Raw genomic sequence first — 12,425 nt, forward strand, 5'->3', positions numbered from 1 at the left:
CTCGCGTGGTCGGCGCGCGGCGGCTCGGGCCCGCTTGGAGGCGGCGGCGAGCCCACCGGCGTACACCTCGGCGCGGGCGGGCCCCTGACGGGGCAGCCGGCCGGCTTGCTGTCCATGCCGAGACCCGCCAGGAGACCGCCGCCGAGGAGCGATCTGCCTCAACGGACCCGTTTATTCGCGCTGTTCAGGCCACAGCGGGGGAGGGGATCGGGGACGATGATGCGATGAATGGCGACATCGGAGGTGCCCCCTCGGGCCCTGCGGAGAGTCCGAAGGGACAGCGGCAGCGGCAGCGGCTGAGACAGCGACAGCGGCTGCTGAAGCGGGTGCGCGCGAGGTGGCCGGTGCTGACGCGCCTACGGCTACGGCTACGACTGCGGGCTTGCGGAGCTGCAGGTTGCGCCCACTCGACACCTCGTCCACCCATCGACCGTCGGTCTTTCGGCGGACACGCCACTCTGTCGATCCGTCACTCCCCGTCGGCCTGTTCCAGGCCGCCCCTCAGCGCAAGGAAGTACGCGTGAGCGCAATCGGCTCCGGCGCAAGAGTCCAACCGGCGCGTCCCGGCGATCCCTCCCGTATAGGCCCCTACCGCATCGTCGGACGTCTCGGCGCGGGCGGCATGGGCACGGTCCACGCCGGAGTCACCTCGGACGGAACACGCGTGGCGGTCAAGGTGATCCATTCCGAGCAGGCGCAGGAGCCGGAGTTCAGGGCCCGTTTCGCACGTGAGGTGGCACTGTCCTCCCGTGTCACCGGCCCGTATCTGATTCCGTTGCTCGCCGCCGACACCGATGCGCCGACCCCATGGCTGGCCACCGCCTACGTCCCCGGCCCGACCCTGGACCAGCAGGTGCGCGAGCATGGTCCGCTCGCCGAAGGAAGCTCGCACGCTTTCGCGGCGGCCACCGCGCAGGCACTGGCCGCCATCCATGCCGCAGGCGTGGTGCATCGCGACGTGAAACCTCAGAACGTCATTCTCACGCCCGCCGGCCCCCGCATTCTGGACTTCGGTATCGCTCACGCCTTCGACGGCACCAGTGTCACCCGTACCGGCGTCATGACCGGGACGCCGGGCTGGATCAGCCCCGAACAGTACCGGCAGGGCACCGCGGGCCCGGCGGGCGACTTGTTCGCGTGGGGAGCGCTCGTGGCCTACGCGGCGACCGGACGGCTGCCCTTCGGCGCCGGCACGCCCGACGTGGTCGCCTTCCGCGTGATGTCGGAGGGACCGGACCTGGACGGCGTCGCCCCGTCCCTGCGCGGGATCCTGGAGAAGGCGCTGGCGAAGGAACCGGGGGCCCGTCCGGCGGCCGCCGAAGTGGCCCAGCTGTGCGGGGCGTTGCTGGCCTCCCAGGCCACCCAGATCGTGGGCGTCCACGCGCTGCCGACCCAGGCCGGTGACATGGTCGCCCAACTCTGGGACGTACCGGCCGGGGACGACCCGGCATGGCAGGCGCCGCCGGGCCGATCGGCGAAGCACCGGGTGGGGGCCGTGCTCGTGGCGGCGGCGGTGATCGGCGGCCTGGTCGGCGGAGTGACGGCTCTGATGCCTGACACCACCGTCGGCGGGAAGCGCGAGGCATCGACCTCATCCTCCGCGCCCGCCGGGCCTGGGCCGCGGGCCGTGAACACCGACGAGGGGGGCACGGCGGCGGAGCGGGGCACAACCGTGAGCGACGGCGCGGCGAGCGCCGTGAGCTGGGCGGAAGCCCGTACGGCCCAGGGGCAGGCCGAACACGACGTGGCCCGGTCCGTCCTGCATGACCAGAGCGTTCTGTCCGGGGAGATGAGCGACCTCCGGCTCTCGCCGGGGAGCGTGACGTTCCATGAGGCACGCCGTGAGGTCTATTTCTCGTACAGCCTGGAAACCGACGCCCACGGAACGCTGATCGCGGAGACAGAGATCGCCAGAGCGATGTGTCTCGCGTTGCGCGATGCGGTCCTCAACGTCCACCCGGGCCTGCCGTATCGCACCTACGTCACGGTGCGCGAGGAGGCGGGCCGCGACCCGCAGGTGACATGGCAGGAGGACTTCGTCGCCGACGAAGGGTGTCGGTCGGCGGCCGAGGACGGCACAGCGCAGCCCCGCGGCACCGAAGCGGAGCCGGAGCCGGCTTGGGAGCCGGACGAGAACGGCCTCGGGGCGGCGATGGTTCCCAGTACCGACGGCGACGAGATCCGGGTCGCGGACCGTGCCGCCAAGAAGGTCATCGAGCGGAGCAACGAGATGCGCCCGACGCTCGGCACCACTCAGGTCCTCGGCCACGACGAGATCAAGGTGGGCTTCGACCCTGCGAACTCGGCCATGTACGTGTGGTCGGACTACCTGATGTGGAACCAGGGGGAGGTCGAGACCTGGGCCGACATGGCCGCGGGGGAGGCGTGCCGTGCCCTGGTGAAACAGCGGCAGAACGCGGGCTCCGGCTGGCCGTACACGCGCTACGCCGTGGCGGAGATCGGTGGGTCGGGCTATCTCATGATCCGTTGGGGCACGGCCACCACGCTCGGCGACTGTCCCGCCTGATCGAGAGAGGGGGAGGGGCCCAGGTTGACCCTCGACATGGTCGAGGCACCAGAGTCCCGGGTGTGGAGAGCGAGATGCACAGCATTGGAGAGATGTCCCGGGACAGCGGGCTCGGGGTGAGCGCCCTGCGGTTCTACGACCGTGCCGGAGTGCTGGTCCCGGCCTGGGTGGACCCGGTGAGCGGTTATCGCTGGTACGAACCCGAGCAGCTCGAAGAGGCCCGGCTGCTGGCCCGGTTGCGTCGGGCGGGCATGCCGCTGGCCGACATCCGGCTCGTCCTGGCCGGCTGGGGCGGCGCGGACATGGAACTGGTGCGTGGTCTTCTTCAGGCGCACCTGCGCCGTCTCGAGCTGGGGCTGTCCGATGCCCGCAGCGAGTTCTCCACGCTCCGAGCCCTACTCGACCACAGGGAGACAGCCCCCATGACCTCGCTTCACACCGCCACCGCCCGGTTCTCCGTGCCCGCACCGGAGTTGGCCGCCGCGTTGGACGCGGTCCGTTTCGCCGCCGGCACCGACCCGGAGCTGCCGATGCTCGGCGGGATCCTGTTCGACATCGAGGATGAACTGTTGCGTCTCGTGGCCACCGATCGCTACCGCATGGCGGTCGCGGGGGCACGTACGACCGGGCACGGCGGGCCTCGAACGCAGGTGGTCGTGCCACTTCCGCTCGTCGACGCGATGCGGGCCCTGCTGACCGGCGATGAGCCCGCCGGGCTCATCGTGGACGGCGACCGCGTGACGATCGAGGCCGGGGACCGACAGGCGGCCGGGCAGAGCCTCGGTGGTGAGTTCCCCGACTACCGTCGCCTCGTCCACCTCCCGGCCGGACGACGGGCCCACGTCGGGACGGCGGCCTTCCGCCAGGCCCTGGAGACCGGCCCGGTCCGGGAGGGTGAGACACGTGAGCAGGACGGCGAGCCGTACGACCTGAGCGTGCTCCGGGTGGCGGAGGACGGGTCCGTGATCGTCTGCGACGACGGCGACGACGGTGCCGACGGGGACGACGACCAGAACAACGTGGCCGTCAACCGCGAGTTCCTGCTGCACGCGCTCACCGCCGGAGCACGGGACGAACTGATCCTGGAGGTGGGCGCGCCCACGGCACCGCTCGCGATCCGCCGACCCGACGACGAGCACGCCTTCTCGCTTCTGATGCCGGTCCGCTTGGAGGGCTAGGACGAGGAGGAGGAAGAGGAGCAGGACCAGCTTCCGACAGCTTCCACCCCCAGCGGGCACCTGCTGGGGGCGGGCGCGTGTCACCTCTGCAGAACAACTCCTGCACCTGCGGATCCCCTCCCGGCACGGGCCACCAAGAGCGGCACCCCGGGGGTTGCACGCCGCCGGCGCAGACGCTTCCCCTCCTGTTGCTGCCGACCGGCCCGCGACGAGGACGGACGTGGGTGAACGCAATGCACGCAAGTACCTCACATCGTTGCCGTTCCCGACTTGTCGGCCCAATGATCACTGCGGGACGGTAGGGGCCGATGAAGCGAGGACGGCGGTGGGGCCCGGGACGGCTCGGCCGGCGAACCGTGTACACGGTTTCGGGGCACGCCCGGTCCGGTTCGGTGTCCATCCCTGCCGAGTGTCTTCGTCGTTGACGTCGGTTCCTCGGTTCCTCGGTTGCGAGCCGGGAGGAGCCGTATGGCCACAAGCCTTCGTCCGACGCGCTCCCCCCATCCGTATCACTTCCTGCCGAGGACGACAGATGGATTCCCGCGATCTCTTTTCCGATCAAGACCCTCCTGCGGCTGCCGCGCTCTATCTCAGTGCTCTCGACCACGAACAGCACTACTCCGCCGCCGAGTTGTGGCAGGCCGTCTTCCGCGCCCAGGCGGCCGCCGGTCGGCCGGCCGAACTGACGCAGCTCTACCGGCAGTCCACGCTCGGAGCCGACGCCTCCGAGTACGACGTGCGGGCCAGACGAAGAAACTGGGCCCTCGACATGGCCCGGCACCTGGCCCTGGACGACGGCCGCCCCGCCGATGCCGAGCCTCCCGCGTGGTCGGCCTGGGAAGAACCGGTCACGGCCTCCTCCGCGACGCCCCGCTCGTCTTCGCCGTCGCCGTCGCCGTCGCCGTCGCCGTCGCCGTCCTCGTCCCCGCACCCGGGCCCGCAGTCGTACCCCGGCCCCCGGCAGACCATCGCGCTGCGTGAACTGCGTGCCGCACGCCGTCGCCCGGCTCAGGTCGCCGCCGCGGTCGTCGTCGCCCAGATGTCAGGCGTCGTCCTGGCCAATGAGGCACCAGGTGTCATGGCGGTCGCCTGGGCGGGCCCCCTCAACATCGGGCTCGGCCTGGTCCTGGCGCAAGTGGTGTTCACCGGCTGGGCGGTCCTGTGGTACGCACGGTTTGCGCGAAGGCGTCTGGAGCCCCTCGTCCAGCGTCACCGCGCGTCCTTCCCGCACCTGGAGAGCCGCCCGTGAACCCCGTCCTCGCGCTCTCCGTTTCCGCACTTTCCGATTCCGGTGGCGCCTTTCCGCTACTCGCGGTCTTCGGCCTCTGTGTCGTCTGTACGCTGCTCCTGTCGATCGGGTCGATCCTCCCCGAGAAGGACGAGCTGAGCGGCTTCTACCTCGGTCAGCGGCGGCTGCCGTCGGCCGTCAACGGGCTGGCCATCTTCGGCAGTTACATGTCCGCGGCAGGCATGCTGGGCAATCCCGGTCTGATCGCGCTCACCGGTTACGACGGGATCGCCTATGTGCTGGCACCCATGGTCGCCTGGTCCGTCCTGGTGCTGCTGGTCGCCGAGCCGTACCACAGCACCTCACGCTTCACCATCGGCGACTCCCTCGCCCTACGGTTGCACGCGCGCCCGGCGCACCTGGCGGCCGGCGTCACGAGCGTGGTCGTATGTCTGCTGTACCTGACCGCTCAGCTCGTCGGCGCCGGAGCGCTCGCGGCCACGGTCCTGGGCATCGACGGAGACGGCGCCCAGCGGATCGTCGTGGCCGGCCTCGGCCTTCTGATGGTGCTCTACGTCGTGATCGGCGGCATGCGCGCCGCGACCCTGGTCCAGGGTGTGAAAGCCGTAGCCCTGCTCGGCGCCGGCCTGTTCGTCGTTCTGGCGGTCATGTCGGAGTTCGGGTGGAGCCCGGCGCGCCTGCTGGACGCCGCCGTCCGTCAAAGCGGCTTCGGTGACGCCTTCCTGGAACCCGGCATCCGCTTCCACGACCGCACCAGCAAGATGGACTCGCTCAGCCTGCAACTGGCGTTCGTGCTGGGAGCGGCGGCCCTGCCGCACGTACTGATGCGTATCGGGACGGTTTCCAGCGGGCGCAGAGCCCGTAGGTCGGCCGGGTGGGCAGCCTGCCTGGTCATCGTCTTCACCCTGTTCGAGGTGGTGACGGGCCTGGGCTCCGCCGCACTGATCGGCTCGCGGGCCATCGCGGGTGACGCCGCCTCCGGCAACACCGCCGTGCTCCTGCTGGCCGAGCGCCTGGGCGGGCCGGTCCTGCTCACCGTGGTCGCCTGCGTCGCGTTCGTCACGATCGTGGCCGTCGTCGCCGCGCTCACCCTCACCGCGGCGGCGGCCCTGGCCCACGACGTCTACGGTGCGACGATCATGCGGGGCAACGCGTCCGAGAAGAGCGAACTCACCGTGGCGCGGTGGGGCGTCGGCCTGATCGGCGTGGCGGCGATCGCGTTGTCGATGCTCGCCCAGCATCTCAACATCGCCTTCCTGGTCAGTCTCGCCTTCGCCATCGCGGCATCCGCGATCCTGCCGGCACTGCTCTGCAACCTGTGGTGGAAGGGTTTCACGACGAGAGGAGCGGTCTGGAGCATGTACGGCGGCCTGCTCGTCGCCGTAGTGCTGACAGCGCTGTCCCCGGCGGTCTCGGGCAACTCGACCGCCCTGCTGCCTGATGCCGACTTCGCGGTGTTCCCCTTGCGCAACCCCGGTCTCCTCTCCATCCCCGTGGGTTTCCTGCTCGCCTGGGCCGGCTCGGTACTCGACCGCCGACGACACGGAGGGGGAGCGGACTACTCGGAGATGGAGATCCGCGTTCTCACCGGATCAGCCTCCGGCCGCGGCGGCGGCTGAGCCCCGCAAGCAGACCGCGTCGACCGGCCCCGCTCGCCCGCTCGCCCGCACGCCCGCACGCCCGCACGCCCGCGACGCCGGCTGGCCGTCCGGGCCAGGGCGGCGGGGCACGCGCACGGGGGGCATCTTCGGCCCTTGTCGCGAAGGGGCGCCACCGGAGTCGCCACAACCCTGACATGCCAACTGCTCTGCGCCATTGGGCCCTTGGAGGTTCACGAGACGCCACTAACTCTAGACAGCCTGTATACAGGCTATGTAGAGTACGAGTATGGGTAGTCCGCGAATGACTCTGCAGACCCAACTGGTGCTGCGGGCCTTGCTGGAAGACCCCGCCAAGGAGCGCTACGGCCTTGAGCTGTGCGAGCTGGCGGGGCTGCCGTCGGGCACGATCTATCCGATCCTTGCCCGCCTGGAACAAGTCGGCTGGGTGGACAGCACCTGGGAAGACCCCGCCGTACACGAGGAAGCCGGCCGTCCGCGCCGCCGCTTCTACCGCATCACCCAGGACGGTGCCGAACACGCGAGGGAGGCCCTGGCGCGTGTCTACCGCGCCCGCAAGCAGCCCCTGCCGGGGTGGGCCGCCCGCCCGATCGCCGACGGGGGAGTGTCATGAGGGCCCGGCGCCGGCCGGCGCCCCGACCGAACAGGCGGCACCCCGCCGCCGTTGCCGCCGGCGCTCTCCGCGCCAGCACCCTTCCGGACAGCCCCATCGGAATCAACCCCGACGTCGGTCCCAGCGAGCCGCTGCCCAGACTGCCGGCCTCCCTTTGCACGTCGGCGAGACTCGCACTGCACCGGATCCTCCAGGACGGATCAGAAATGGCGACCGGCTGGGTGGACCGCGCCGACGCGGACCAGTGGCATGAGCAGGTACGACAGATCCTCCAAGCACTCCAAGCACGCGCTGATCACTACTGAGCTCTTCGGATTGCCTTCGGTGAGTGAGTGACGTCGAGTCCTCCTGGAGACGGAACGTCAGAAAACCTCTTGGCGCTGGACCCTCTGCCCGTGGCAGGCTGTCACGCACCAAAGGGGTGTAGCTCAGATGGCCAGAGCGCCGGCCTCCAAAGCCGGATGCCGCAGGTTCGACTCCTGCCGCCCCTGCCACGTACGACGCGTCTCCCGGCGACACCACGCCGGACCCGCCGAAACTGCGCCGCCTACGCGCTGCTGAACGCAGACCGACCTCGTCGTCCCCCGCGCCACCCTTCACGGTTCTCGCACCCGCTCGGGCGGGGTGGCGGCAGATCGCATGCCGGCCGTGCTCGGAGCGCGCGCGAAGGGGCACCGATCTAGGCTGGGGGTCTCGCAGGAGGTACCGGTGCCGCCCTTCGTTCTGCCCCAACCCCTTGCTCGGGCTCGCGCAGTCACTGCCGTACCCGAGGCGCAGGGCTGGAGTCTGGAGCCCAAGTGGGACGGCTGGAGATGCCAGATCCACACCGCGACACGGCGGGTGTGGAGCCGCCACGGTACCGACCTGTCCCGCGCGTTCTCCGACGTCGCTGCCGCTGCCGCCGCACTCCCGGACGCCGTCCTGGACGGTGAGCTCGTCGCGGTCCTCGACGACGGCTCCGGCGTGGCCTTCGACCGGCTGCAGAGCCGGGCCGGTCGCCGTGGCCCGCGGCGCGACGCCGACTTCACGGTCCATGCCGCCTTCTTCGATGTCCTCGCCGTCGGCGACACCGACTGGCGGCGGCGCCCTTACGCCGAGCGGCGCGTCGAGCTGCTGCGCCTCCTCGACGCCGGCCCCGCCACGCTGCGCCCCGTGCCGGCCACCGAGGACGCCGGGCAGGCCCTCGAGTGGGTCGGCGCGCTCGCGGGGGTGGAGGGCCTGGTGGGCAAGCGGACCCTTGCGCCGTACGCCGCCGGCCTTGCCTCGGGCTGGGTGAAGTGGCGCGAGCGTCACACCACCGAGGCGGTGGTGATCGGGGTCACCGGCACGAGTCCGGCGACACAAGCCCTCGTCCTGGGGCGTTCCCGGGGCGGCCGGATGCGAGCCGTAGGCGTGAGTCTCCCGCTCGCTCCGCATCTGCGTCCGGCCGTGGCGCCACTGCTGCACGCGTCGGGCGAGGAGATGCGCGAGCTGCCGGGCGCGGCGTGCGGGCTACCCGGCGCGGACGTGGTGCGCTTCTGGCCGGTCAGGGCCGAGGTGGTGGTGGAGATCGAGGTCGACCGGCCGGGGAAGGAGTCCGGCCGGTACGGATATCGGCCACGCGTTCAACGGGTGCGGGGCGACCTCTCTCCGGATCTGGTCGACGACGAACAGTGACTGAAGGTCGAGCAGTGACTGAAGGTCGAGTCCGGATCCGGTATTCGGTACCCGGTAATCGTTACTCGGTTCTTCGTTCGTTCCCTCATGGGGTGCGAGGCGGACGCCGTACCGGGTGACCGGTGCGCGACGGCCGGTGCGCGTGGGATCCGGCACAGCGGACACATGTGGTCGTCGCCGGACGGATCTCCAGGCGCTCCGGCGGAATCGGCATGCCGCAGCCCTCGCACCGTCCGTACTGCCCTCGGTCGAGTCGTTCCAGCGCCCGGTCCAGTTCCTCCAGGTCCTCGCGTGCTCGCGCCATGAGGGCGGCCACGTGGGCCCGCTCGAAAGCGGTGGTGCCTCCTTCGGGGTCGTGCTCGTCGTCGACCGCGATCAGGGCGTTCGCCGCGACGATCCCGTCGAAGTCGCGGCTCAGCGCGGCCGCCCGGGCGAGGGTCTCGACGCGGGCGGCCATGAGGCGCGCGCGGGCGGCGGGGAAGGCGGACGGCCCGGGAACGTCGGGGTCGTCGCGGGATGCATCACCCATGCTGCGAGAACGCCGAAACGCGGCTCAGGATTCCCCGTCTACGAGCTCGTGATGCCCCGAGGGCTTGGCCAGGTGATCTCGGTCCTGGGGCGACCGGCGACCGGCGACCGCTGTCGTGACGCCAGCAGGCCCACGCGTGGGAACACGGGTTCCATCGTGGCCCGCACCGGCGGCGGCCGGAGCACGGCAGCCGTGGCGTCTGCCCGGGGGCAAGGGGCAGGACGATGGCTGACAGCGGGCTCGGCGGCCACATCGACGTCCGCCGAGCACGTGCAACGGGCCCAGCACGGGCATGGTCGAGCACCACCGTCCCTGGCCCGTCCCGGTGGCCGCCGCCCGTCATCGTGCCCGCCCGGCCGATCGGCTTCACAGGCCGTCACGTGGAGTCGCGTGAACTGCCAAGGGTGGCGCTGAGCCGCGGTTGGGACCGCCGACGGCGTCGATGGTGGCTGTGCTGGAGAGCCTGACGGCCGGCACCGCCACCCTTCACATCGGCGAGCGGGCCGATGCGCTCGCCGAGATCGGCCCGCCCGCCTGTGCAGCCCTGCGGGGTCGAGCACCCCTGCGACGGCCGACGGCGCCGCTGCCCACCGGGACCGTATGGGTGCCCTCACGGCACCGGCCCGGCCGCTGCTCCGTGGGCAACCGGGGTCCTGCCAGGGCGCGGTGACGGATTCCAGAGCCTCGAACACGGCGAGGAACGTCAGCAGGTCGGCCGAACGCTCACCGCCCGGCTCGATCTCTCGGGTGGCATCGGCTCCGACGTGAATCGCAGTGATGGGCCGGGGCCTCGTCGGCCCACGGACCTCCGAAGACGGTCTACCCCAGTTTCCGCAGGACTTCTGTGACGGTGGCCCGGTATGTCTGCAGCGCATGGAGCCCGGCCGTATAGCGGTCATGGTGTCTGGTGATGTCCGCGGCCTGTTTCCGTGCCCGGACGGTGTGCCAGAGTTCGGCCGTGTGATGGCGGCGCTTGCAGATGACGTCGGCGGTGGCGGTGGCCCGTTCCCGGTGCGTGTGTCGGGTGTTGCCGTCGCTGCCCCGCTGCCAGGCGGAGTCGGTGTACGCGGCCACCGGGTCGGGGTAGCGGGTGAATCCTTGTGCTGCCACACAGCGGGACCACACCTGCCACGCCGCACGCAGGCGCGGGTCGCGCTTGACGGTCTTGTCGACCTCGATCGCCCGGGTCTCTGCGTAGAGCCAGTCCCGTTTGACGTCGATGCCCCGCATCAGCCGTCGGTTCGACTGCGCGCTGCAGGCGGGGAGGTCTGCGTACTCGGCGTTGGTCATACGGCGGCCCTTCGGCAGCAGAGCGTGGGATTGCGCCGGGTCCCAGCCGTAGCCCCAGCTGCGGGCGGCGGTGAGGTCCAGGACTCCGTAGTCGGTGCTGACCGCGGTGGCGATGAAGGGATCGCTGGGGTAGCGGGGGTCGAGCGGGAAGTCCGGGTGGCCGTGCTCCGCCATGCACTGCCGGATCAGCAACGCCGATGCCCGCTGCGATCGTTGGTGGTCCTGGGGGGTGTAGTTGTATCGGTCGGCCGGCAGGGGGCCGAGGTCCGACGCAGAACGGACGACCGCCGGCTGTCCTGGAGCGGAGACACAGACCGCCGCCAGTACCGCCACGACCCCCAGACGCCACCCCCGCATTGTCATGCGCAGGGATGGTAGCGAACGGTGTGGCCCCGCCGGCCACGGCCCCCCGCAACCCATCCACCGCCCGGGCCAAGCATGTTGAAGTGGTGACGGGGTGACGGGGTGACGGGGTGAGGGGGTGAGGGGGTGAGGGAGCGACGTGGTGTCGGGAGGACGGGGCGAAGCTGGCGACGTCCTTGTCGCGGGCTTCGGAGCCTCGGCACGAAGCCGGGTGACGGCGGTGTCCATATCTCGATCGCGTCGGTGAGTGCGGCTCATCCGCCCGATTCGGTCGGTTTCGGTTGCCCGGGGTGATCGTTCCGGGATGACCAAACGGCGGCCGCATGCCGAGGCGTCGACCATGATGGGTGGGGGCTGGAATCGACAGCGCCTCGCCTGGCCGCGTCCACTGACGGCCAGTCATGCGCGATGTTCAGCACGTCGGCGCGTCTGACCAGGGCCTGTCGAAACCCTCACAACCGGCGCCGCCGGTTCCCAATATCCCGGCGGTAGTGTCGGCGCCGACCGAGTCACTCCTGTACAAGGGGGAAACACTCATGGTTTCGAGAACACTCGCGAAAGCGGTGTTAGGTACTCTCACCGCAGCCGCCCTCGGCATCGGCACCCTCGCTGGTGCCACCACGGCCGCCGCCGCTCCCGCGCAGAAGGTTCCCACCCAGACCGCCGCCATTCTGGCCGTGAACAACCTGGGCCTCACCACCTGGGAGGCCCAGAGCGTTCAGTGTTACGTCCGCGACGCCGCTCCCGTCGGCAAGTACAACCCGGGCGCCATCGACGGTCAGCTCGGCACCAACAGCTGGAAGGCCTGGCAGCTCTTCCTCAACGACCGTGGATACAACGCCGGAACCGTCGACGGAGACGTCGGCCCCAACACCATCCGCGGCCTCCAGCGCTTCCTCGTCTACCTCGGCTACGACACCGGCGGCATCGACGGCGACGCGGGCCCCAAGACCAGGGCCGCCTGGAAGGCGTTCTCCCACCTCACCGACGGCTGGTGCTCCTGACCACTCGTCGCGGCGTACGACGGTGATTCGTACCGCGACCATCAAGTACTCCTCACTCCTCACTTCGTGATCTCCACGTCGACGGAGTAATCGGCGAGAGCGGGCGAACGGGCGGCCCCAGTGGGTGGTCTGTTCGCCCTGCCTTTCGCCTTGGGGAGGACAGGTCTTCCCGCGGAGTGGACTCCGCGCGCGACGGTCACGGCGCCTCTTCTGCCCGTCCGGCGGTGGGCGGAAGGGCGTTCGTGGCCGGTGAGGGCCGTTCACGGTCGGCCGCCGAAGTACGAGTGGACCGGTGCCACGGGCCGGGACATGCTGGTGGGCTCCGGGTTGATCCGGAGCCCACCAGCATGCTGCTGCTTGGCTTACCAGCGATACCAGCGTCCCCGGCGGCCGCCTG

At 70.7% G+C, this 12,425-nt stretch carries 9 protein-coding genes and 1 tRNA gene; 8 read left to right on the forward strand and 2 right to left on the reverse strand.

The window, feature by feature from the left end; all coding sequences use genetic code 11:
• Positions 1-520: 520 nt before the first annotated feature.
• The 7 genes from ACZ52C_RS34145 to ACZ52C_RS34175 all read left to right on the forward strand — a co-directional run bounded on the left by ACZ52C_RS34145 (position 521) and on the right by ACZ52C_RS34175 (position 8,842).
• Positions 521-2,527 carry a serine/threonine-protein kinase gene (locus ACZ52C_RS34145; RefSeq protein ID WP_469078408.1) on the forward strand — a complete coding sequence of 669 codons (2,007 nt, stop codon included), beginning with the start codon at positions 521-523 and terminating at the stop codon, positions 2,525-2,527.
• 74 nt (positions 2,528-2,601) lie between these two features.
• Positions 2,602-3,705, forward strand: a complete 1,104-nt coding sequence (locus ACZ52C_RS34150; RefSeq protein WP_469078409.1) for a DNA polymerase III subunit beta family protein — start codon at positions 2,602-2,604, stop codon at positions 3,703-3,705.
• Between the two features lie 532 nt (positions 3,706-4,237).
• A complete protein-coding gene (locus ACZ52C_RS34155) occupies positions 4,238-4,954 on the forward strand; it encodes a DUF485 domain-containing protein (RefSeq protein ID WP_469078410.1) in 717 nt (238 codons plus the stop codon).
• Positions 4,951-6,573 (forward strand): solute symporter family protein, encoded by a 1,623-nt coding sequence (locus ACZ52C_RS34160; protein WP_469078411.1) that lies wholly within the window; start codon positions 4,951-4,953, stop codon positions 6,571-6,573. Before ACZ52C_RS34155 ends, ACZ52C_RS34160 begins: the two co-directional genes overlap by 4 nt.
• 283 nt (positions 6,574-6,856) lie before the next feature.
• The gene (locus ACZ52C_RS34165) at positions 6,857-7,186 is read left to right on the forward strand and encodes a PadR family transcriptional regulator (protein ID WP_469078412.1); all 330 of its coding nucleotides are present in this window, start codon (positions 6,857-6,859) and stop codon (positions 7,184-7,186) included.
• Between the two features lie 417 nt (positions 7,187-7,603).
• A tRNA-Trp gene (locus ACZ52C_RS34170) sits at positions 7,604-7,680 on the forward strand.
• 214 nt (positions 7,681-7,894) lie between these two features.
• Positions 7,895-8,842 (forward strand): ATP-dependent DNA ligase, encoded by a 948-nt coding sequence (locus ACZ52C_RS34175; protein WP_469078413.1) that lies wholly within the window; start codon positions 7,895-7,897, stop codon positions 8,840-8,842.
• A gap of 85 nt (positions 8,843-8,927) precedes the next feature.
• Here the strand turns inward: ACZ52C_RS34175 and ACZ52C_RS34180 are convergent, their stop codons facing one another.
• Positions 8,928-9,371 carry a TraR/DksA family transcriptional regulator gene (locus tag ACZ52C_RS34180; protein ID WP_469078414.1) on the reverse strand — a complete coding sequence of 148 codons (444 nt, stop codon included), beginning with the start codon at positions 9,369-9,371 and terminating at the stop codon, positions 8,928-8,930.
• Positions 9,372-10,190: 819 nt separating this feature from the next.
• Positions 10,191-11,024, reverse strand: coding sequence for a hypothetical protein (locus ACZ52C_RS34185; RefSeq protein WP_469078415.1), 834 nt, complete (start codon positions 11,022-11,024; stop codon positions 10,191-10,193).
• 563 nt (positions 11,025-11,587) lie between these two features.
• Here ACZ52C_RS34185 and ACZ52C_RS34190 point away from each other — a divergent pair.
• On the forward strand, positions 11,588-12,028 hold the full coding sequence (locus ACZ52C_RS34190; RefSeq protein WP_469078416.1) for a peptidoglycan-binding domain-containing protein: 441 nt from the start codon (positions 11,588-11,590) through the stop codon (positions 12,026-12,028).
• The last annotated feature ends 397 nt before the right edge of the window (positions 12,029-12,425 follow it).

The sequence above is a fragment of the Streptomyces sp. NPDC034049 genome, assembly GCF_055575575.1.

Bases quoted from the DNA above. Each gene is read 5' to 3' on its own strand.
- ACZ52C_RS34150 (WP_469078409.1), top strand. From the start codon at position 2,602: ATGCACAGCATTGGAGAGATGTCCCGGGACAGCGGGCTCGGGGTGAGC.
- ACZ52C_RS34165 (WP_469078412.1), top strand. From the start codon at position 6,857: ATGACTCTGCAGACCCAACTGGTGCTGCGGGCCTTGCTGGAAGACCCC.
- ACZ52C_RS34180 (WP_469078414.1), bottom strand. From the start codon at position 9,371: ATGGGTGATGCATCCCGCGACGACCCCGACGTTCCCGGGCCGTCCGCC.
- ACZ52C_RS34185 (WP_469078415.1), bottom strand. From the start codon at position 11,024: ATGACAATGCGGGGGTGGCGTCTGGGGGTCGTGGCGGTACTGGCGGCG.
- ACZ52C_RS34155 (WP_469078410.1), top strand. From the start codon at position 4,238: ATGGATTCCCGCGATCTCTTTTCCGATCAAGACCCTCCTGCGGCTGCC.